Here is a 24166-nt window from a genome sequence, read left to right as displayed (position 1 = left end):
ATAATTTATTTTAATCAAACTTACAAGTAATATTTTTTATATATTGATTTTTTATATTTTTGATTTATAAATATATACAACATATATAAGGAGTTATAATGAGAAACATATTAATTATATTAAGTTTTTTATTTATATTTATTTCATGCAATAATACTAAAATTCCTGCTGATAATAATTTCACAATAGCAACTAATGAAGACGGAAGTATAGAATTTGAACAAACAAATACAGTTTTCAGTATAAATTATATTCCAAATGTGGTATATAAAAATAAAGATGGTATGGATTTAACTCTTCAAATATTAGTACCAAGATTAATTCAAACTGATACTAATGCCATATATCCATTAATTGTTTATATACAAGGTTCTGCATGGAAGAAACAGAACGTATATAGGAACTTAGTAACACTTGGGGATTTTGCTAGAAGAGGATATGTTCTTGCAATAGTAGAATACAGACCAAGCGATACTGCTGTTTTTCCTGCACAAATAGAGGATACAAGAGATGCAATTAAATTTATGCTTGATAATGCTGATAAATATAATGCTGACACTAATAATTTATTCGTATGGGGTGATTCCTCAGGAGGACATACTTCATTATTTACAGCTATACCATTAAGCGACAATGATAATACAATACCAAATATAAATGCAATAATATCTTATTATCCTCCTACAGATTTACTTGAAATGAGAAATGATCCTCTAGGTTCAACTACAGGCGATGCGGAGAGTCCTGAAGGTATTTTAATTGGAAGAAAAAATGTTTATGATTTTCCAGATGAAGCTAAAAGAATAAGTCCGTATTATGAAATATCTAAAGCTGCTAATTTACCTCCTATATTTTTAGCACATGGATGTAGTGCCTTTTAATCAAAGCAAGATTTTAGCTGATAAATTAAAAGAAGAAAATAGAGTTTATGAATTCTATGTTATAAAAGATGCTGATCATGGCGATTGGCAATTTTGGACTAAAGATATGTTTGATTTAGTTGAGAATTTTATAAACAAATATAAGAAATAATATAATATCATGTTATGTTAACTATACTGCAAGTTTATTATTTTTGCAGTATAGTTATTATTATTATATTGACAAATTTTATAAATAAAATATAATACTATCACTATGAAACAAAAACTCAAAACTCAAAACTCAAAACTCAAAACTCAAAACTCAAAACTCATTAATATACTATAAAATATATTCTGTTTTTTACACTATAAAGCCTCTATCGGCATTGCAAGATTTTTTCATATCCAGCCTTATAATAAAAATATATCTTATTAATTCAATATATTATTTAATTATTAAAAATAAAATAATATATTTCAATAAGTATTTTCAGAATATAAAAATAATAACTCTTTTTAATATCTATATCATTTGATAAATGTATTCATTATAAAATCAATTTATTTATCAAAAAATCATATATAAAATTAAAGGAGTTTTTATGAATTTAGCACCTGTAGGACTAGTTGTATATAATAGAATGGAGCATACAAAAAGAGTAATAGAAGCATTAAAAAAAAATACTTTGGCAATTGATACTGATTTATATATATTTTCAGATGCTCCGAGTAAAGAAGAAGATGAAAAGTCAGTTTCTGAACTTAGAGAGTATCTTAAAACTATAAAAGATGGTTTCAAAAATGTGTATGTTTATGAGGCTGAAAAGAATTTAGGTATAAAATATTCTACTGTTAATGCTGTAAATACGGTATTTAAAAATCATGAATATTTTATAGGTTTGGAAGATGATATTGAAACTAATAAATATTTTCTTGAGTATATGAATGATGCTTTGAATTATTATAAAGATGATGAAGATGTTATTACTGTAACTGCATTTTCTCATAAATATGCTACTAAAAATCATAAATATGATGTTATATTTAGTTATGCATTCCATAGTTGGGGGTGGGGTACTTGGAAAAATAAATGGAATGATATAAATTGGGATACTTGCGATACTTCTTGGTACAATAAAAGTATTAAACATAAAATATTAGGAGGAGTATATTCATGGTTTCATTTGCTGGCTATAAAAAAGTCGGTAAAAAATAATTTTTATGTTCAAAATAATTTATGGGATATTTATTATTCATTTTATATGTATAAAAATAAAAAGTTATGCGTTTGGCCTTCAAAAAAATCTTTTACAAATAATATAGGATTTGATGGTACTGGTTACCATAAATTTAATTTTCATCATGGTTATTTTGAAAAAAATTTAGATGATGATATTAAGAATTTAAAGTTTTCATCTAATAAAAACATGAATTTTTTTGAGTATTTAATTATATCTATAAAGATTGGTATATTTAGTTGGGGTAATGGATTTATATCTATGTTTTTTAGTAAATTTTTAAAAGATAAAAAATAATTATTTATACAAAAAGTGCTGATAAAAACTATATCAGCACTTTTTATTTTGTATTTTATTTAATCCATTTTTCTATTTTTATAACCCAAGCGTTAGTTTTATTGGCAGCTTCAAGTCCAACTTCGCTGTCTTCAAATATAATACTCTCATTTGCTGGTATATTAAAATGCTCCATGCATTTTAAAAATATTTCCGGATGAGGTTTTTTATTTTCTACATCATTTCCTGTTAAAATTAAATCGAATAATGGTTCTAATTTAAATCCTTTTAATATTCCATAAACTCCGTTTGGAGATGCTGTTGTAGCTAATGCTGTAAATTTTTTATTTTCTTTTTTATTATAATTATCAGTTAAAATTTCAAGTACAAATGGATGTACATTTATTAAATTGAGATTATTCAAATATATTTCTTCTTTTCTTTTATGTATTTTTTCTATAATTTCATTAAAATCATCGTCTTTAACATATTTATCATTTAACCTTAATATATTAGTTACAAATATTTTATAATGAAGTCCGAAGCATTTATTGTAATAATAATCTTTATCAAGCTCTATATTAAATTCTTTGAACGCATTATAGTATGAATAATAATTCAAATATGCACTGTCAATCAATGTTCCGTCCATATCAAATATTAGAAGTTTTATTTTATCAGAGTTTAACATTTTTTATTCCATTTACATTTTACATTTTTAAAAATTATATCATATAAAAATAAAGAATTCCAATTTATATTAAAAATGATATAATAACTACAGCTTACTATTAAAAGTAAATATTGAGAGACAATATATTATGAAAAATACTAAATCAAGAATTAAGAAAATAATTAATTTACTCTCAGAAGGACTTTATGAAAGGGAAGATATAGTATCATTAACACTGCTTAGTGCAATAGCAGGAAAGCCTATATTCTTATATGGTCCTCCTGGTACAGCAAAAAGCTTCATAGCTAAAAGAATTTCATCAGCATTTAAGGATTCTAAATATTTCGGATATTTAATGCAGAGATTCAGTACGCCGGAAGATATATTCGGTCCTATTAGTTTGGAAGAATTAAAAAATGATAAATATGTAAGAAAAATAAATGGTTATTTGCCTGATTGTGATTTTGCTTTTTTGGATGAAATTTGGAAAAGCACTCCTGCAATACTTAATACACTCTTAACCATAATAAATGAAAGAGTTTTTAAAAATGGTTATGAGGAGATAAGAGTACCACTAAAAGCATTGATTTCTGCAAGTAATGAAACACCTCCGGAAGGACAGGGACTTGAAGCATTGTATGACAGATTTATTATGCGTTTAATGGTTAGTCCTATGAAAAGCAAAGATAATTTTGAAAAGATACTTCAAAATACTGAGCTTGATTCATATATAAAAATTGATGATGATCTAAAGATTTCTACTGATGAATGGATAAAAATGCGGGAAGAAGCTAATAATATAAAACTGTCAAAAACTGTTATTGATGTAATTCATAATATAAAATTATCTATAGAAAAATTTAATGAGGATAACCGAGAAATAGCCATTTATGTATCTGACAGAAGATGGCAGCATATTTCCTACTTATTAAAAATGTCATCGTATTTAAATGATAAGGATGAAGTTGATATTTATGAAACTTTTTTAATTGATAACTGTTTATGGAGTTTGGAAGAGCATATTGAAGTTGTAAAAAAAATTGTAGAAAATGCTGTTAAATCATCCTATAATTTTAACAATGAAAATATTAATGAATGGAAATTAAGCTTCAAAAATATTCAAGAGAAAATTGATAATGAATTTTATAATTTAGAGAAAACTTATGATACAGAAAATATAGATGATAAGCAGTATATAGCTAAAACATTAACTATCAATATGGATGAATATGGAAATACTGGAGAGACAATAATTTATATACCTTTAAAACAATTAGGTAAAAAAGGGTATTTTTATCCTTTAGATATTGGAAGAAATCAAACAAAAAAATTCAGATGCAATTTTAATGGAGAGGATAAATATACTATAGAAATAAATTCAGCTATTTCAGTTAATGGTTTAGTATGTAATAGGCTTTCTAAAAATTATGATTTTTTAATTGAAGCAGAACCTGAATTTTATATGAATAAGGTTAGCACTAAAAAAGTATCAAAAGAAAAAAAAGAAGAATATATAAAACTTATTAATTCTCTTTTATCTAGTATTGATAATATAATTATAGATTTAAAAAATGGTTTTGTAAAAGATAAAGAAATTTCTAAAAGTGTATTTATATCGGAAGATAAGTTCAATACTTTTATAGATATGTTTAATTCTTATATAGAAAATCTTGAAAGTGAAAAATTGGATGCAGAAAGATTAAAAAGTGAAATAGAAAATCATGATACAATTTGATAATAATTCTTACAAAAAAGAAGTTGCCAAAACAGAATCAATGGCTAGAGGAGTTTTTCATGGCTCTTTTAATAATATGAATGACAGCAGATTGGAAGAAGAGCTTGAAGTAAAAATAACTAAATGGAAAAAAGATTTAAATACTTTTATAAATGAAAATAATCCGTATGATGAAAATAAAACAGAATTAGATATTGCTTATAAAAAAATAAAAAATAAAAAAATAACCAGAGAAGATATAATAAATGATTTAAATAGTTTCAGTATTTTATCAAATGATATTGATATAAAATTTTGGAGAGAAAAATTAGAAAGTAATGATTACAGTAATTTAAATATTATAAGAAATAATATAATTTCAAAATGGAATCAAACATATAATAAAAAAAATAATGATTGGATTGTATCAACTGTTAAAGAAAGAAGAGATAAGTTTATTACAGATTTAGAATCTTGGATAAGTTTATTGAAGAAACTAAAATATATGTCAAATATTTTAAGAATAAAAACCGGAGTATTATGGGATTTTAGGATAGGGGAGCTTGAAGAAAATGACATATCACTTTTAAATAGATGGGTTGATTTTATAAGCCAATATAAAGATATAGAAATAATATGCGACTCTATGGGAAAAAGAATAGATTTAGAAAAAGCTATAAAAAATGTTGAATTTAAAAATACTTATTCATATACAAATAAAAAGATAAGTTCAAAAGAAGAAATTGTAGGCATATATTTTTCTAAAGATATAGAAAATGTTATTCCAGAGGAGCTGTCTTTATTATGCAATGCATATAGCGAAAAATTATTTAAATTAAAATATATAGAAAATAGGCTTATGTGTTTTGATAAAAGTGCTTATGTATTCAATGAAATTGAAAAGAATAAAACTATGGCAAGTCATAAAGAAGGCAAAGGCGATATGATTATATGTATAGATACAAGCGGTTCTATGAAAGGTATAAATGAGTATATCGCTAAAGCTATTATGTTAAAAATGGTTATGCAGGCTTTATCTGAAAATAGAAATGCTTATCTTATCAATTTTAGTACAGAAATACATAGTTGTAAATTTAGCAAAAAAGATGGAATTCAAGATTTGATAAAATTTTTAAAGCTAAGTTATTATGGAGGTTCTGATATATATAAGGCACTTTATGAAGCATGCAATATAATGCATACTTCTGACTTTAAGAATGCTGATGTATTAGTTCTTTCTGATTTTATAATGGAGGATATGCCTGATAATTTAGTGAAAATGTGCAATAATCAAAAAAATAAAGGAAATAAATTTTTTGCAGTATCCATAGGTAAATTTCCATTCGGATATTCATATAAACAAGTATTTAATAAACATTGGATATTTGATACTGATAATGGGATTAAATATGTATATTAATTTATTGCACATCAATCCAATTAGTAATTTCAAAAATATTGTCTTTTATTTTTCTATGAATACTATAACGAAATGTTGTTTTTGAATGGGTATTAGGATCTCCATCGTATAATTCTAATGTATCTATATAGTTAGTATATTTATAATCATTTGTTATGATATTTCCTGTAAATGGATTTATTGGATTATTTAAATGTTTTGATGCTAAATACGGCACATCAGCAATAGTCATAAAAGTATTATTTGATATTATATCACCTCTAGAATTAAGATCTTTGAAAAGCAGCATAGAATTATATACTCTTAAATGTCCTGCTTTTTTTTCATTAAATATAGATGGATTAAAATATCCAGAATGATCTGAAACAATAATTATTTTACTGTTATCATAAATATTATTTTTTTTCAAGAAATTAAAGAAACTGCCTAATTCTTTTAAAGAAGCAACAGTAGCATAATATGATCTTGCTGAAAAATCACTGCCGAAATATTCTAAATCTTCATTAGACACTTTTTTTATATTAAGACTAGGAATATAATCATCATTATAATTAAAAGGGTCGTGAACAGAATCAGTATGAACAATATTAAAATAACTGCCCTTATCATTTATTTTTGTTAAATTTGTTAATGCCTGCAGTAATGCAAACTCTTGAATACCATTTCCTACTATAGCTAAATTTCTGCCGGCATTTGGTATAAACCAATCATTTTTAGAATATAGCTGTACTCTAAAAAATACAGGAATCATTCTAAATAGGGAGAATCTTAAAGCTCTATTTTTATTATTTTCAAATATATCTTTTTCATTAAAATCATTATTATTTGTACTTGAATTATTAAGTAAAGTATTTAATTCTTTTTCTATCATACTATCATTTTGATTATATGCTTTTATATTAGTATAATCCTTAAATATAGTTAAATCTGGATTCCAAGAAAAATTTGCAAATGCCGGATCAAAGGTCATGGATTCATATCCATAATCAGAAAATAGTTCAGGCATCATAAGTAATGATTCATTATGCTTATCTTTTAAAATATATTTTCCGCTTATTTCCATTGGTAAATATTCATATCCACCGTACAATGCCTGTATACTTCCTATGGTACCATTAGCAGTTGATACTGTATTAGGATACCAAACAAAACCATCAAATTCTTTTTTTATTTCAGGGAATCTTTCAAATACTAAATTTCCAAATTCAGGATTTCCCCTATCCAATATTATTATAAATATATTGGTACCTGTTTTTGAAAAATTAAATATATTATAACCATTAATATTTTCATTTAAGGATGATATTTCCAACAACTTTTTTTGTTCTTTATTTATTTTTGTAAAGTCAAAAATAGATATTGATACTAATGTAATTATTATTATTAAAAATATATTAAATGCTAAATTTATAAATTTCTTTTTTATAATTATTATAGTAAAAGCTAATATTAATATAATCAAAATAATATTTAAAAGTATTTGTTTTGTATTTGGTATTAATAAATATTCTAATTCAAATTTAAAATTACTTGCTATATATCCATAATCCATTACCATTATAAAAGTATTAGCTAAAGCTGTTAATGTTATAAATATGGAAATAAAAGTTATATTATTTTTAAAATTCTCTGAAAATAAAAAATATAGAAATATAGGATAAACCAAAAATATACCAATAAATTTGAAAAATACTGTAAATATTATATTAAATGGATCTTGAAATTCCTGACCTGAAGATGCTATAAGAGAAGTTAATATAAATAATCCTGATAATGTTGTAATAGTTATTAATGATGATATAAATATCTTAAATCTTAATTTACTTTCTATTTTAATGTATTCTAAAATCTTTTTCTTATTAAATAAAATTGCTGATACTATTATTGAAAGTATTATCCATATAAGCAGCAAATCTTTGTAAGTTTTTACATGTATTACCAATATTTTTAAATATGGATGTTCTATATATAATTTATTAATTAATATATTTCTTAAAAAGTATAAAACAGTCATAACTGCTATAAATACAGAATATATAATATATATAAGTTTTGTAATCAAAATAAATATTTTATTTCTGAGTGTTTTATTTATCACATTTTTTATTTTCTCAATATTGATAAGAACCAAATTTTTAAAAAATGAAAATGCACAATTTATAGTCCAATATAATAGAAGTATTGCGGGTGAATTATATAAAAATATAAGAAAAAATAGACTCATTAAAAATATTGGTATTGATTCTTTAAAAGTTAATTTCTTTGAATATATAAAAGTTGATAACAAAGAAAAAGCTGTCATTATAAAAGGAAGTAAATTTACATAATTAGATCCTACATGTAAAATATGATCTGGTTTTCCCAAACTCTGAATCATTAAAAAACTTTCTGTATTAGCACCAGTTAAACTATTAAAAAAATTATATCCTGCTAAGAAAAAAGGAATTTGTATTAAAAGTCCTAATACTCCTCTAAAAGCATATATTGTTTTATATCCATTAATTCTTTGACATGTTCTAATAAGTAAATATGCTTGATCTCCTTTGTATACAGATTTAATATTGTTAATCATATACTTCATTTTATTTTGAATATCTCTTTCTTTCTGCTGCCATTTTTCAGCGATATTGTAAAGAGGAAGTGATAATATATTAATAATTAAACTAACTAAAATAACACTAACAGCGTAGCTGCTTTGGGTTATTACTTTAAAATAATAAAATATTGTTTCTATAATAAATTCTATTGGGTATATTGTAATATTATAAAGTAAGTTAAAAAACATCATAATACTCCCAAGAAATTAACTTTTTTGAGTTTATGATTTTTTTGATGAACAAATGATATGTTTTTCTTATATAATGAGTAACATATATATTATATAAATTATGGACTGTTGACTGTTGACTGTTGACTGTTGACTGTTGACTGTTGACTGTTGACTGTTGACTGTTGACTGTTGACTGTTGACTGTTGACTGTTGACTGTTGACTGTTGACCATATGTTATCCTATTATTAAATGTATTACATATAATAAAAATGTCAATATTTTTTACTATTTAAATTATAATTTTAAATGTTTAATAGTATATTAACTATAAATTTCTTAAAAAAATACTATATTAATTAATATTTTTACAATCTGTTAGAAATATACTATATAATACAATTTTTACTAACAATTCTACTATTACTTTATCATATATGAAATTATATTTTAAAATATATAAATGTCAATGTTTTTTACTATTTAAATTATAATTTTAAATGTTTGATAGTATATGAATTGTAAATTTCTTTTGGGAGAAGCATATTCATTAATACTTCAACTTTTTCTATATTTCCTGTTGAATATATATTTATCTCTGATTTATTAAATTTATCTTTATTTAATAAATTATTTTCTTCCAAATATTTTTTGATAGATGATGAAGTATTTAATGCAGGATCTATTATATTTTTTACAGAATTATTATTCTTTTCATTCAATACTTTTTTTATATCTTCTAGTATAAGAGGGTAATGTGTACATCCTAATATAAGAGTATCAGAATCAGAATCTATTTTTTCCAAATATCCGCTTAAGACATCAAATCTATTACTATGGCTATACCAATCACTTTCTATCATAGGACATAAATCTCTGCATGCTATTTGGGTTATTTTTATATTTTTATTATATTGATTTATTTTTTCTATATAAGCATTAGAATGCACAGTAAATTCGGTAGCCATTATTGATATATTATTATTTTTAGTTTTATTAATTGCATCAATAACACCATTAGATATTACTTCTATTACAGGGGTATCATATTTTTCTTTTAATATATCGTATGTGCATGCAGTTATTGTATTGCATGCTATGATAATTATTTTTGATTTTTTTTCTACCAAAAAATCAACTATTTTTAATGTAAGATTTATTATTTCTTCTTTAGACTTGCTGCCGTAAGGAATATTTGCATTGTCTCCAACATATATATAATTTTCGTTAGGCAATATTTTTAACAACTGCTTCAAAACAGTTATTCCTCCGAATCCGGAATCAAAAATTGCTATAGGCATTGAATTAATATCCATAAATATAATTGTCCTAAATAGTTATTAATTTATAATATATACTAATTTATATAATGTCAACAATCAAATAATTCTATATTTAGTATTTCTACATACTTTATGATATTGTGATATATATGTTTTATTTTGTAATAAATGTGCTTGTATTAAGAAAATAATAGTGTATAATATATTATCAAAAAATTATATCACTAGGAGTTGTTTTATGAATAGCAGTATTATAGAAGCTTTACAAATAATGCTCATAGGAATGGGCGTAGTTGTATTGTTTTTAATTATATTAGTTTTTGTTATGAAATTGGTTAGCTCTGTTGTAGCTAAACTAGACGAGTTGATGCCTCCGCCTAAAGAAGAAATAGCTTCTTCGCCAGCTGCGGCAGTTCAGTCAACAAATAACGATAAGATGCTAGCTATAGCAATAGCTTTGGCTCATGTGCATAGCAGCAAATCAAAGTAAATAATTATTAGTTGTATTTAAGAGGAGAAATAATAATGGCTAAAAAAGAAATAAAATTTATGCTAACAGCATTCAGAGACGGTTTTCAATCTGTTTATGGTGCTAGAGTATTGTCTAAAGATTTTATGCCGTCTGTAGAAGCATTCGTTAATGCCGGTGTTACATATTTTGAATCAGGCGGCGGTGCAACATTCCAAAGTGCATTCTTCTATAACAATGAAAATGCTTTTGATGTAATGGACACTTTCAGAAAAACTGTAGGTCCTGATGTAAACTTACAAACTTTAGCAAGAGGTGTTAACGTTGTAGGTTTGGAATCTCAGCCTAGAGAAATGATTAAACTGCATGCTGACTTATTCAAAAAACATGGTATTACAACAATTAGAAACTTTGATGCATTGAATGATGTTAATAACCTTATTTTCAGCGGAAAATGTATTAAAGAAGCTGGTTTAAAACACCAGGTATGTGTTAGTATGATGGCGCTTCCTCCAGGATGCGAAGGTGCACATGATGCTGCATTCTATGGAAAAGTATTAACTCAAATAAAAGATAAAGTAGATTTCGATTCAGTATGTTTCAAAGATGCTTCAGGTACTGCAACACCTCAAGTTGTTTATGATACTATTAAAGAAGCTAGAAGAATATTAGGTAAAGATGTACATATACAAATGCATAGCCATGAAACTGCAGGTATAGGTGCTGTTCAATACAGAGCTGCTTTAGATGCAGGTGCTGATTGTATAGACCTTTCAGCTGCTCCTGTATCCGGCGGTACTTGCCAAACAGATGTAATAGTTATGTGGCATGCTTTAAGAGGAACTGAATATGCATTGAATATTGATATAGACAAAATAAGAGAAGCAGAAGAAGTATTTAAAGAATGCATGAAAGATTACTTCTTACCGCCTGAAAGCAGAACAGTAGAACCTATGATTCCATTTGCTCCAATGCCTGGCGGTGCATTAACAGCTAATACTCAAATGATGAGAGATATTAATGTAATGAATAGATTCCCAGAAGTTATCAGAGCTATGACTGAAGTTGTTAAAAAAGGCGGTTTTGGTACTTCTGTAACCCCTGTATCTCAGTTCTATTTCCAACAAGCATTTAATAATGTAATGCAAGGTGATTGGAAAAAAATAGCTGATGGTTATGGTAAAATGGTATTAGGTTATTTTGGTAAAACTCCTTCCACTCCAGACCCGGAAATAGTAAAAATAGCAAGCGAGCAATTGAATTTACAGCCTACAACAGAACTTCCTATGGATATAGATGATAAAAACCCTAAAAAAGGAAGAAAAGCTGCTGAACAGGCTTTAAAAGATGCTGGTATTACAGATCTTTCTGATGAAAATGTATTTATAGCTGCTGCTTGTAAAGAAAAAGGTATTCAATTCCTTAAAGGCGAAGCAAAACTTGGTATTAGAAAGAATGCAGGCGGTGCTTCTGAAGGTGTTAAAGCTACAAGCAATGAAGTAACTGTTACTGTAGGCGGTTCAAGCTATGGTATAAAAATAGAAAATGGAAAAGCTATAGTAGATGGTGTAAGCTATGATTATACTATTAAAGATGGTATAGCTGCCGGTGCTGCTCAAGCTGCTGCTCCTGCTTCATCTGGTTCTGCTACTCCTGTTACTGCTGGTTTACCTGGAACTGTATTAAAAATAGTTGCTCCTGTTGGAACTCAAGTTCAAGATGGAACTACTATATTAATAGTAGAAGCTATGAAAATGGAAGTTGAAATAAAATCTTCTGCTAGCGGTGTAGTTAAAGAAGTAAAAGTAAAACCGGGTGATGCTGTAGTTGCAGGTCAGGAATTAGCTATAGTTGGCTAATAATAGATGCTGATTTTAAGGAGATAAAAATAATGAGAAAAATATTTTTAGTATTTGCACTTATCTTTATGACAGCATCTGTAGTGCTTCCTCAAGAAAGTGCTCAGGAACCTCTCAATATAAAAGATTCGCTTATTTCTTTGGTGAGAAATACTGCTTTCGGAGGTTTATTTCCTAGAAGTGAAAAAGAGATAGCAGATGCTCAAGTAAAAGCTGAAAAGAGTAAACAGGAAAAATATCAAACTAAATTAAATGATATTAAAGTAAAATCTGCTCCATTATGGCAGAATGCTATAATGATTTGTGTAGGTTTGCTTTTAGTTTATCTTGCTATAGCTAAAGGATTTGAACCATTACTTCTTATTCCTATAGGTATGGGTGGAATTTTAGCTAACATTCCTATTGCAAATATTGCTGCTTTACCTGTGGTAGAAATAATGAACGGCATACCTGTTACTATAAGTAGTGGCGGTTTCTTGGGTCAGATATATACTTTTGGTATTGAATCAGGATTATTTCCATTATTCATATTTATCGGTGTTGGTGCTATGACTGATTTTGGTCCGCTTATTGCTAATCCTAAAACTGCTTTATTAGGTGCTGCTGCTCAAATAGGTATATTCGGTACTTTATTAGGTGCTATGGTAATATCTACATATATACCAGTTATTTCTTTCTCATTGAAAGATGCTGCTTCAATAGGTATTATCGGAGGTGCTGACGGTCCTACAGCTATATTTACAGCTTCAAGACTTTCACCTCATTTGTTAGGAGCTATTGCTGTTGCTGCTTATTCATATATGGCTTTAGTGCCTATAATACAGCCACCTATTATGAAATGGCTTACTACTGAAAATGAAAGAAAAATTGAAATGAAACAGCTTCGTCCTGTTAGTAAAAGAGAAAAAATCATTTTCCCTCTTACTGTTATAATACTTGTTGCTTTATTATTACCAGATGCTGCTCCATTAATTGGTGCTTTGATGTTTGGTAATTTGATAAAAGAATCTGGTGTTACTGAAAGACTTTCTAAAACTGCTCAAAATGAATTAATTAACATAGTTACAATAATGTTAGGTTTATCTGTTGGCAGTAAATTAGCTGCTGATAAATTCTTACGTTTTGAAACATTGGGTATATTAGTTTTAGGTTTAGTAGCATTTTCTATGGGTACTGCAGGCGGAGTACTTCTTGCTAAATTAATGAATTTATTTAGTAAAGACAAAATCAATCCTCTTATCGGTGCTGCTGGAGTATCTGCTGTGCCTATGGCTGCAAGAGTTGCTAATAAAGTTGGACAAGAGGCTAACCCTCATAACTTCTTATTAATGCATGCTATGGGGCCTAATGTTGCCGGAGTTATTGGTTCAGCAGTTGCTGCCGGAGTATTACTTGCTATATTAGGATAATATACAAAATTAATATAGAAATAATAACAATTATTAAAAAAGGAAGTTCAAATAAAAATGAGCTTCCTTTTTTATTAATATTGAAATTTAAAATATATAGTTTATAATATAATAAAATTATTAGTAGGATATTTTAATGTCAAACAGCAAACAGCAAACAGCAAACAGCAAACAGCAAACAGCAAACAGCAAACAGCAAACAGCAAAATTCTAAATTAATAAATTATAATCAACTATCATACCCATATCTTTTAATTAACATTCCTTTTCTTTTTTCGTTGCAAAAAATTATAAATCTAAATTCCAATATAAAATACCTTATTATTGCTATAATAAAATCAAAAAAACAAACATCATCAAAAACGTTTTCATCCTCATAATAAACACTTTCTTTTTCTAACACATAAAAATCAAAAACACATCTTAGTTTATTGGATTTAACAATGAAAAAAATTCTATATAATAAAATTTTTTTAATATCATTTATCTTTATAATTATATTATATATATTTAAAATAATATTATTAACGTTTACTACATTAATAGATGATGAAGCTTATTATGCCTTATGGACAAAACATTTACCAATTGGATTTTTTGACCATGGTGCCGGTATTGCTTTTTTTATGAAGGTTAGTATTTTAGTATTTGGTTATAACGGTTTTGGAGTGAGGATTGGAAGTATAATTTTTAGTATATTAGTTTCCATTGTTTTATTTATTTTTTTAAAAAAAGAAAAAGATGAAAATACTGCTATAATATCTGTTATACTTTTTAATATCATACCATTTTTTGCTGGTCTTTCTCTTATTGTAACCATAGATACTCCAATGTTTTATTTTATGATTCTTGCAATTATATATTTTTATAAGTCTATATATTATGATAAAAAATATTTCTATTTATCTGGTTTTTTATTTGGTTTTGCTCTATTATCTAAAATTAATGCATTAATTATAATAATAACAATATTAGTATTTTTATTTTTGATAAAAAATAAAAAAGATTTTTTTTATTCAAAAGAATTTTATATATTTGGTATTATAATTTTTATTACTTATTTGCCTTTTGTAGTTTATGTATTCCAAACGGATTTTGCTCCAATTATATATATAATAAATAGATTAGATAAAATAGGAAGTATTAATAGAACTTTAGATTTTTGGGGAGCACAAATAGGATTATATAGTCCATTATTTTTTATATTGTTTTGTTATTTAATTGTAAAAGTATTTATAGATTTTTTTAATAAAAAAGAGATAGAAAAAGATTTCTATTTTGCTTTCATATCATTACTGCCGTTTATTTACATACTGTTTAAATCTTTCAAGAATAAACTAGAAGCAAATTGGGGATTATTTGTATATGCTGGAGGATTATTTTTAGTATCATACTATATATCAAAGAATTGGAATAAAAAATATATTAGAAATTTATTTTTTGCCAATATTTTATTTTGTAATACAGCTATATTTATAATAATACTTCAATATTTTATTCCTATTATACCAATAAAAGGAGATCCTACCGACAGATATTATAAATATAATGTCATAAGATATGATTTAAAAGAGTATTATAATTCTTATATGGATAAAGATATAAGAATATTCGGATTAAATTATCAAATACCTTCAATGATTAATTTTTACATACAACCCGAAAAAGAATCTGTTTGTTTAAATTGGGGAACATATCACCCTACAGTATTTGATTTTTGGTATAATGATAAAGATTTTATATCTAATGATTTTTATCATATAAGCACATCTTCAGATACAAATTTACTTTATAAATATTTTGATAGTATTGAATATATTACAAACTTTCAATCATATAGAAAATTGTTAAATAATAATATTAGAAAATTAGATAATTTTTATATTTTCTTATGCAAAAATTATAAAGGAAGGCAAATGGATTATATATATAAAAGCGATAAGATGAAATTTTAAAAATTTATTTTGAAATTTTTAATATAGTTTAGTATAATTTAAATCATATAATAATATTAGATTTGAAATATGCTTAAAGATATACCAAAATATATAAAATACAGAATAGATAGAATGCTCAATAAAGGTTTATTCTATCAATTAATGCTTTTGGTTTTTGCAATCATAATTTTGCTTTTAATAGTTTCTATTTTTATAATTATAGTATTTCAGTATCCGGCAAAGAGAGCATTTTGGGATAGTCTAATGCAGTTCATAGATACCGGAAATATATCCTCGGTTGAAGGAAGTTTCGGACTTGTTATAACTTTTTTAATGGTTACTTTCATTGGAGTTTGCGGATGGGGTTCTTTAATAGCTATGATTAACAAGGCTTTGCAAGATAGAATTAATAATCTTAGCAAAGGTAATGCTTTCATAATGGAAAAAAATCATGCAATAATATTATGGTATGGAGAAGAGGCTTTAACTATAGTAGAAGAATTTATTATGGCTAAAGTAAAAACTATAATTATACTTTCTGAACATAATGTTGATGTTATAAGAAAAAGAATATCTTTTATAAAAGATTATAAAAAAACTAATATTATAATAAGAGAGGGAACCAGCAGCAGAATAGAGAATATTAAACTGCTTAATATATCAAAATCATCCAGTATATCAATCATAAATAATGATGATACAGAATCTTTAAATATACTTCTTGCTTTAAAAAAAATTATATCAGAATATGAACTTGAGAATAAAATTAATATATGCGTGCTTGTACATGAAGAGGATACTATTGAAATTATAAAGTCAATTGAGGATAAAAACTTTGTTATACATATAATTTATAAATATGAAATTCTTTATAAGCTTATAGCACAAAGCATTATTTATACTGGCTTAAGTAATGTATATGAGGATCTATTTTCTAATGACGGAAATGTTTTTTATATAGAAACGGATCATGATTTTGATAATCACACGTTTGAGGATGCTGCTTTAAAGTATCTTGATAAAGGTATGATACTTCTTGGAATAACTAAAGAAGATAGAAGTCAATTATTAATACCAAAGCATGATAATATATTAAAAAAAGAAAACAGATTAGTAGTATTATCTAGAAACAACAATGATGATTCTATAAAAGAATATCCTGATATAAAACCGAATATTATAAAATATAAAAATAATATTTTATTAATATGCGAAGAAAAAAGGTATGATGAAATAATAAAAGAGATTTCTGAATATATGGAAAATCACAATATAAGAATGCTTAGTTATGATTTAATAAAATCTCAAAAAAATAAATATAAATTCATGCTGGAAAAATTGAAAAAAGAAGAAATAACAAAAATAGTTTTAATATCAGAAGATAATATTACAGATGTAAAAAGTATAAATATACTTTTAATAATAAGACAAATAATAAGAAAAGAAAATTTAAATATAGCAATATTATCATTACTTAATTCAATACAAAAAAGAAATTTAATATACTCAGATGATGTTAGAGATTTTATAGTAAGCGGTAAACTTATAGGAATGCTTATGGCTCAGGCTTCTTTAAGTTCAAATATATTATATATTTTTTATGGACTTCTCAGTAAAAATGTAAAAGATATAATAATGTCTCCGTATTCTGATTATTTTAAAGAACCAAAGACATTCAAAGAAGTTTATTTATCTCTATTAAATAAAAAAATAATACTTATAGGTGTAAAAAGATATAATGATGTTATACTAAATCCTAACAATGAATGCTTATTAGATAATAAAGATGAAATTATAATTATAACAAATTATATTTTAGCTGAAGAAAGCGAGGAGTTAATATTTTATGATATTTAAGAGCATACATAAATATATTAAATACAGAATAGACAGACTTTTTAATAAAGGCTTAGTATATCAATTAATCATATTAGTTTTGGGTATTTTATGTATGCTTTTGGGAACTTCCATATTTATGCGTTTTTTATTTAACTACCCATTAGAAAAAGCATTTTGGGAAGGAGTTAATCAATTTATTGCTACTGGAAATATATCAGCAGTTGATGGACATTTTGGTATTGTAATAATATTTTTAATTATTAATTTCGTTGGTGTATGTGTATGGGGTCTTTTAATTGCAATGATTAACAATTCATTACAATTAAGAATATATAATTTAAGCAAAGGAAATTCTTTTATAATGGAACGTAACCATTCTATTATATTAGGCTACGGTGAAGAGGCTTTAAGTATTATAGAAGAATTTATTATAGGAAGAGCTAAAAAGATAGTTCTTCTATCTGAACATGATGCTGACAGTATAAAAAAGAGAATAGTATTTATGAAAAAACATGGTAAAGCTAACATTATCATAAGAGAAGGCAATCCTAACATAATAGAAAATCTCAAATTATTAAATATAGAAAAATCACATAGCATATCAATTATAAATGATAATGATACAGAATTATTAAAAATATTATTATCTCTTAAAAAAATTTCAGATGAATCTGATAATAGACATAATACTATGAATATTTGTGTTCTCCTCAATAATATGGAAAGTATAGAAATAATAAAATCTATAGAAGATAAAATATTTAAAATACATGCTGTGTACAAATATGAAATACTTTATAAACTTATAGCTCAAAGTATAGTATATACTGGTTTAAGCAGCGTTTATGAAGAACTTTTTTCTTATAATGGAAATGATATAAAAATAGAAAAAGATTATAATCTTGAAAATATGAAATTTATAGATGCAAGCAGAAAAATGTTAAATAAAAATGAAATATTATTAGGATTTATTGACAACAAAGATAAAACTTTATTTAGTCCAGGATATAATAGTCTAATTAAAAATAAAGATGATTTAATTATATTATATAAAAATAAAGGAAAAGAAAATATACATATTAGTTCACATGTGGGTATAGAACCTAAATACAAACATAAAGTATTATTAATATGTAATAATATTATAAGTTCTGAAATAATGGAAATAATATCAATATATAATAATGATAGTGAAATTATACAATTAGATTACAGCGACATAGATAATGTTAAAATTAAATATGAATATTTATTAAAAAATATAAATGAAAATCATATAACTAAAATTATAATTATATCTGAAAATATAGATACAGATGTAAGGGCAATCAATATACTTCTTATTATTAGACAAATTATTAGAAAAAATGATTATCATATACCTATATTATCACTGATTAATTCTATAGAAAATAGAGATTTAATATATTCCTATGATATTAGAGATTTTATAGTAAGCGGTAAACTTATAGGTATTCTTATGGCACATGCTTCACTTAATCCTGATATATTGTCTGTATTTAATGGGTTGCTTAGTAAAAATGGTAAGGATATAATTATGCAAAAATATTCAGATCATTTCAATGAACCTAAAGAATTTATGGATATACATTTAGAACTGTTAAAAAAAGGTATTATTGTTATTGGAATTAAAAGTATTTCTAAAATAGTATTAAATCCTATGGCTAATGTTATAATTAATACTACAGATGAAATAGTTGTTATTACTAATTACGATCTTATAAAAAATAATTAATTTGGAGATTATGTTATGTTTTTTTATAGAATTTTAAAATATATAAGATATAGAATAGACAGAATATTTAATAAAGGACTATTGCATCAATTAATAGTATTAATCATTATAATATTATCAATACTTCTTATTGTATCATTGTTTATGAAGCTAGCATTTAACTATCCTATTTTTGACGCATTCTGGGACAGTTTAATGCAGTTTATAGATACCGGTAATATATCAGCAGCTGAATCAGAAAGAGGAGTTAATGGAATTGTAATAACTTTTTTGGCTGTAACTTTTTTTGGAGTTTGCGGATGGGGTTTACTTATTGCAATGATAAATAACTCATTACAGGAAAGAATAAAAAATCTTACAGAAGGTAATGCTTTTATAATGGAGCGTAATCACTCAATAATATTAGGTTACGGAGAAGAAGTTTTAACTATAATAGATGAATTTATAAAAGGAAGGGCTAAAAAAATAGTTCTTCTTTCTGAATATGACCATAATACAATAAAGAAAAGAATATCATTTTTAAAAAACTATAAAAAGAGTAATATTATAATAAGACAGGGAAATCCAAGCATATATGAAAATTTATTGCTGCTTAATATAGAAAAAGCTACTAGTATTTCTATAGTTAACGATAATGATACAGAATCATTAAAAATACTTCTTTCTCTCAAAAGGATAATGGAAGAGAGTAATCATAAACATAAAGTAAAAATAGATATATGTGTATTAGTAAATAAAAAAGAAAGCATAGAAATTATATCTTCTATAAATGATACTAATTTCTTTAATATACATATAATTTATAAATATGAAATTCTATATAAACTCATAGGTCAAAGCATTATATATACAGGATTAAGCAGTATTTATGAAGAACTATTTGATATTAAAGGTATAGATATCGAAATAATTTATAATCATAATATTGATAATATGAGTTTCAAAGAACTCTCTCTAAAGTATATAGATAAAAATAAAATATTATTAGGCTTAGTTAAAAAAGAAGCTGAACTTACAAACTTGTATATACCAGATGTAGATTATAGAATAAAAAAAGACGATGAACTTGTTGTTTTATTCAGAAATGGTAATGATGATGATATTATAGATATAACTAATCATATTGATGATAATATATCATACAATCATAATGTTTTAATTATATTAGAAAACAATAAAGAAAATGAAATAATGAAAGAAATACATGAATATGTAGAAGATAAAAGTATAACAAAGGTATATTATTCTGATATTATACAGCAAGAATATAAAAAAGAGTTTATAGAGAAAAAAATAGAAGATAATAAAATAACAAAGATTGTATTAATATCAGAAACTATGGAAACAGATATTGAAGCTATTAATTTATTAGTAATAATAAGACGTATAGTGAAAGATAAATATAATATACCAATATTATCATTGATAAATTCAATAGAAAATAGAAATTTAGTATATTCAGATGATATTAGAGATTTTATAGTAAGCGGTAAATTAATAGGTACTTTAATGGCAACATCATCAAAAGATTCTAATTTACTTTATATATTTAATGACCTATTAACTAAAAATGGAAGCGATATTATAATGATACCTTATAGTAAATATTTTGGTGCAAATAATGAAATGAGCTTTTTGGATATTTATAATTATTTATTAAATAAAAAGAAAATAGCAATAGGATTAAAAGAACAGTCAACAGTAATATTAAATCCACGCTCAGATAAAAAAGTGAATAATTCTTATGAAATAATAATTATTACAGATGAATAATATATTATTGTATTAGCTTTACTATATCAGGATAATTTTTTTGTTTAGCATAGAATAGGGCATTATTTCCATATTTATTTACTATTGATTTATCAGCATTAGCTTTAACCAATAGTTTTACAACTTCAATATGTCCTTCCATACATGCTAATATTAATGCTGTATTTCCAACATCATCCTGAATATTTATATTGATATTTTTTTTGAGTATTTTTTCTATAACATCTTCATCTCCGAAGATAGCAGCATCTAAAAAAGTCTCTTCATCTTGAGTAAGAGAGTAAGCAGTATTTAAAGGAATTAGTATTAAAGATATTACAATTAATGCTAATAATGATTTTTTTACCATAAAGAATCCCCCTTTAAAAGTTAATAAAATAAAACGATTCCTAAATATTATAATTTAGAAATCGCTTATTAAAACTGTGGAGGTTATGGGGATCGAACCCACGACCTACTGCGTGCAAGGCAGTCGCTCTCCCAAACTGAGCTAAACCCCCGTATATATATTAAAGAACCTGAGCGTGTGGGCCTGGGAGGAATTGAACCACCGACCTTTCGATTATCAGTCGAACGCTCTAGCCATCTGAGCTACAGGCCCTTTTAATCATCAACGATATGAACTAGAGTATATCATAATACAAAAAAAATATCAAGTCTTTTTTTGTTAAAAATAATATTTTTTCTAATTTTTATTTTATGATATTGTAAAAAATATGTTTCTACTATATTATTAAAACTTATTAATAACTTTATAAAGACAGCATGATATGATGGACAATAATAAAAGTGGTTTTTTCAAGAAAGAAAAAAACGGACATATATTAAATCATAATAAAATATTGATAAACGGCGGAGAAATATTATTAGTTATAAGTGTATCTTCTGCTTTCTTTTATTTCTGCTTTTTAATAAAAAATATTATTAATCCAATTATATTATACATAATTTTGATATCTGCAATAATTCCATTTTGGAGATATATATGGGCTAAAACTATGGTATGTCTGGTATCTTTTTTATTCATGTTATGGGTAATAAAAGAAGCCGGATATTTAGTAGCTCCTTTTCTATGGGGTATATTTTTAGCATATATGTTTGATCCTCTAATTACAAAAATGGAAAAAAAAATTCCTAGAATAATAGGCGTTTTATTAATATTCATACCATTGGTAATATTTGCTATAATATTTGTTATGTTCATTCTTCCTAGAACTATTGAAGAAATGGATGTTATATTAAGGAATTTACCTCAATATGTTGATAAGATATATAATTCTATTTCCTCATTGCTTATATACATATCTGAAAGATTGAACAGAACTGTTGGAAAAAGTTTCAATATAGATATGGCTATAGATTCTGATTCAATAAAAGATTTTCTATTTGGAAGCAACGGCATGCTTACTTTAATATATAAAAAAGTTACAGATATAAAATTTCAAAATATAAATAGTATTACAACAATATTCAGCATAATATTTTCATATTTTGTTATACTGCCTTTTGTTACTTTCTATTTAATGCTTGATTTTCAAAATATAAAATCTAAAATTATTAAACTTCTTCCTATGAGATGGCAGACATCAATTAGCGATATAATGATTAAATCAAATGATATTATTAACAGCTATATAAGAGGAATGACTATACTTGCTGTATCATTTTTTATTATAAGCTACATACTGCTGTCCATAACATCTACTAAATATGCCTTTATGCTTGCATTGCTTAGAGGACTTTTAAATTATATACCATTTATAGGACCTTTCATAGCATTTTTAGCAGCTATGTTTGTAGGAGTTATTACAGAACCTATATGGTGGCATGGTGCATTGAAAATGATTATAATATATGGAGTTATACAAATACTAGATTCCGGTTTAATGGCATCTAAAATATTAGGAAAATCTGTACAAATACATCCTATAGCTGTAATGTTCAGTACCATAATAGGCGGTGTATTGTTCGGTATACTTGGAGTATTATTTGCAGTTCCTTTTTGCGGTATAATACTTATTATATCAAAAAATTTTTTCAACAAATATTATCATTCTAAATTTTACACTTTAATTAAAAAAGGACAATAGAAATGTTATTTTATTTAGTTCCAGTATTTATAATTTTACCTTTATTTTTAATGGGTCTTATGATATTGCTGCCTACATCAATAGGTAAAAAAATGCCTCCTTCTTTTTCTAAAGATAAAACAGAAATATTGGATATACCGAGAAATGAATTATATAGTTTATTAAAGGATTATGATAATTATCCTATATGGTTAAAATATATATCTGTAGTTAATACCCAGAAATTAGAAGGCGATAAATTAAAAGTAATGCAGACTTATACCAATAGAAGAACATATCAGGAATTCGTAGAGGTTAGAAGAGTTGAAAATAGTGAAATATCAATAGTAAAAATGGAAAATGAATTTACTGTTTTATGGACTTACATACTAGAAGATGCTGATAATAATAAAACAAAAATAACTATAAAAGAGACTTTATATGTTTATCATCCTTATTTAAGATTTATGCTTAAATATATTCTTATAGATGAAAATGGAAAGTCTGACTTCTTAAAAAATATAAAAAAGTTTATTAAAAACAGCAAAAAATAATTTTTTATTATTTAATAATTTCACTTAATAAAATTATTTTTTATTTTTTTCGCCCCAAATACATATAGCATCCAATATAGGTATAAGAGATTTTCCTCTTTTTGATAGGCTATATTCTACTTTTGGCGGTATTTGAGGGTATTCTTTTCTTACTATTAAATCATCTTTCTCCAATTCTTTCAAAGATAAACTCAATGTTTTATGAGATATATTATATATTATTCTTTTTAATTCATTATATCTTACAACTTTCAATTCTGATAATA

19 protein-coding genes and 2 tRNA genes are annotated in these 24166 nt (G+C 24.9%); 14 read left to right on the top strand and 7 right to left on the bottom strand.

Annotation, left to right across the window (positions count from 1 at the left end):
* Positions 1–98: 98 nt before the first annotated feature.
* From Q0J90_RS02815 to Q0J90_RS02805, 3 genes are all read left to right on the top strand, one after another.
* On the top strand, positions 99–881 hold the full coding sequence (locus Q0J90_RS02815) for an alpha/beta hydrolase (RefSeq protein ID WP_297276467.1): 783 nt from the start codon (positions 99–101) through the stop codon (positions 879–881).
* Positions 871–1032 (top strand): hypothetical protein, encoded by a 162-nt coding sequence (locus Q0J90_RS02810; protein WP_297276466.1) that lies wholly within the window; start codon positions 871–873, stop codon positions 1030–1032. The genes Q0J90_RS02815 and Q0J90_RS02810 overlap by 11 nt, the downstream gene beginning before the upstream one ends.
* A 433-nt stretch (positions 1033–1465) precedes the next feature.
* On the top strand, positions 1466–2398 hold the full coding sequence (locus Q0J90_RS02805; RefSeq protein WP_297276465.1) for a glycosyltransferase: 933 nt from the start codon (positions 1466–1468) through the stop codon (positions 2396–2398).
* Between the two features lie 55 nt (positions 2399–2453).
* Here the strand turns inward: Q0J90_RS02805 and Q0J90_RS02800 are convergent, their stop codons facing one another.
* Positions 2454–3068, bottom strand: coding sequence for an HAD family phosphatase (locus tag Q0J90_RS02800; RefSeq protein WP_297276464.1), 615 nt, complete (start codon positions 3066–3068; stop codon positions 2454–2456).
* A gap of 130 nt (positions 3069–3198) precedes the next feature.
* On the opposite strand from Q0J90_RS02800, the gene Q0J90_RS02795 reads away from it, so the two are divergent.
* A complete protein-coding gene (locus Q0J90_RS02795; RefSeq protein WP_297276463.1) occupies positions 3199–4785 on the top strand; it encodes an AAA family ATPase in 1587 nt (528 codons plus the stop codon).
* Positions 4772–6184 (top strand): VWA domain-containing protein, encoded by a 1413-nt coding sequence (locus tag Q0J90_RS02790; RefSeq protein ID WP_297276462.1) that lies wholly within the window; start codon positions 4772–4774, stop codon positions 6182–6184. Before Q0J90_RS02795 ends, Q0J90_RS02790 begins: the two co-directional genes overlap by 14 nt.
* 1 nt (position 6185) lies before the next feature.
* On the opposite strand, the gene Q0J90_RS02785 is transcribed toward Q0J90_RS02790, so the two are convergent.
* Positions 6186–8972, bottom strand: a complete 2787-nt coding sequence (locus Q0J90_RS02785; protein ID WP_297276461.1) for a YidC/Oxa1 family membrane protein insertase — start codon at positions 8970–8972, stop codon at positions 6186–6188.
* A 468-nt stretch (positions 8973–9440) separates the two neighbouring features.
* On the bottom strand, positions 9441–10268 hold the full coding sequence (murI, locus tag Q0J90_RS02780) for a glutamate racemase (RefSeq protein ID WP_297276460.1): 828 nt from the start codon (positions 10266–10268) through the stop codon (positions 9441–9443).
* A 205-nt stretch (positions 10269–10473) separates the two neighbouring features.
* Here murI and Q0J90_RS02775 point away from each other — a divergent pair, with 205 nt between their 5' ends.
* The 7 genes from Q0J90_RS02775 to Q0J90_RS02745 all read left to right on the top strand — a co-directional run bounded on the left by Q0J90_RS02775 (position 10474) and on the right by Q0J90_RS02745 (position 21277).
* A complete protein-coding gene (locus Q0J90_RS02775; RefSeq protein ID WP_297276459.1) occupies positions 10474–10725 on the top strand; it encodes an OadG family protein in 252 nt (83 codons plus the stop codon).
* A gap of 35 nt (positions 10726–10760) precedes the next feature.
* Complete coding sequence (locus Q0J90_RS02770) at positions 10761–12563, top strand: biotin/lipoyl-containing protein (protein WP_297276458.1); 1803 nt, start codon at positions 10761–10763, stop codon at positions 12561–12563.
* Positions 12564–12595: 32 nt separating this feature from the next.
* Positions 12596–13972, top strand: a complete 1377-nt coding sequence (locus tag Q0J90_RS02765; protein ID WP_297276457.1) for a sodium ion-translocating decarboxylase subunit beta — start codon at positions 12596–12598, stop codon at positions 13970–13972.
* A gap of 443 nt (positions 13973–14415) precedes the next feature.
* Positions 14416–15927: a glycosyltransferase family 39 protein gene (locus tag Q0J90_RS02760; protein WP_297276456.1), complete on the top strand. Its 1512-nt coding sequence runs from the start codon at positions 14416–14418 to the stop codon at positions 15925–15927.
* A gap of 69 nt (positions 15928–15996) precedes the next feature.
* Positions 15997–17766 (top strand): hypothetical protein, encoded by a 1770-nt coding sequence (locus tag Q0J90_RS02755; protein ID WP_297276455.1) that lies wholly within the window; start codon positions 15997–15999, stop codon positions 17764–17766.
* Positions 17756–19504: a hypothetical protein gene (locus Q0J90_RS02750; RefSeq protein ID WP_297276454.1), complete on the top strand. Its 1749-nt coding sequence runs from the start codon at positions 17756–17758 to the stop codon at positions 19502–19504. Before Q0J90_RS02755 ends, Q0J90_RS02750 begins: the two co-directional genes overlap by 11 nt.
* 15 nt (positions 19505–19519) lie before the next feature.
* Positions 19520–21277 carry a hypothetical protein gene (locus Q0J90_RS02745; RefSeq protein WP_297276453.1) on the top strand — a complete coding sequence of 586 codons (1758 nt, stop codon included), beginning with the start codon at positions 19520–19522 and terminating at the stop codon, positions 21275–21277.
* A gap of 4 nt (positions 21278–21281) precedes the next feature.
* On the opposite strand, the gene Q0J90_RS02740 is transcribed toward Q0J90_RS02745, so the two are convergent.
* From Q0J90_RS02740 to Q0J90_RS02730, 3 genes are all read right to left on the bottom strand, one after another.
* Positions 21282–21626 (bottom strand): ankyrin repeat domain-containing protein, encoded by a 345-nt coding sequence (locus tag Q0J90_RS02740; RefSeq protein ID WP_297276452.1) that lies wholly within the window; start codon positions 21624–21626, stop codon positions 21282–21284.
* A 77-nt stretch (positions 21627–21703) separates the two neighbouring features.
* Positions 21704–21777: transfer RNA gene (locus Q0J90_RS02735), tRNA-Ala, on the bottom strand.
* Positions 21778–21804: 27 nt separating this feature from the next.
* Positions 21805–21878: transfer RNA gene (locus Q0J90_RS02730), tRNA-Ile, on the bottom strand.
* A gap of 172 nt (positions 21879–22050) precedes the next feature.
* On the opposite strand from Q0J90_RS02730, the gene Q0J90_RS02725 reads away from it, so the two are divergent.
* Together Q0J90_RS02725 and Q0J90_RS02720 are read left to right on the top strand one after the other, a co-directional pair.
* Entirely contained in the window at positions 22051–23367 is a 1317-nt protein-coding gene (locus Q0J90_RS02725; protein ID WP_297276451.1) for an AI-2E family transporter, read from the top strand.
* Positions 23368–23369: 2 nt separating this feature from the next.
* Entirely contained in the window at positions 23370–23900 is a 531-nt protein-coding gene (locus Q0J90_RS02720; protein WP_297276450.1) for an SRPBCC family protein, read from the top strand.
* A gap of 33 nt (positions 23901–23933) precedes the next feature.
* Here Q0J90_RS02720 and Q0J90_RS02715 read toward each other — a convergent pair.
* A partial coding sequence (locus tag Q0J90_RS02715; RefSeq protein WP_297276449.1) for a helix-turn-helix domain-containing protein occupies positions 23934–24166 on the bottom strand: 233 nt, incomplete at its 5' end.

Origin of the sequence: uncultured Brachyspira sp., assembly GCF_944390595.1 — a bacterium.
In the GTDB taxonomy this organism is placed as follows: domain Bacteria; phylum Spirochaetota; class Brachyspiria; order Brachyspirales; family Brachyspiraceae; genus Brachyspira.
The sequence above is the reverse complement of the archived record's forward strand: the minus strand, read 5'-3'. Positions and strand labels throughout refer to the sequence as shown.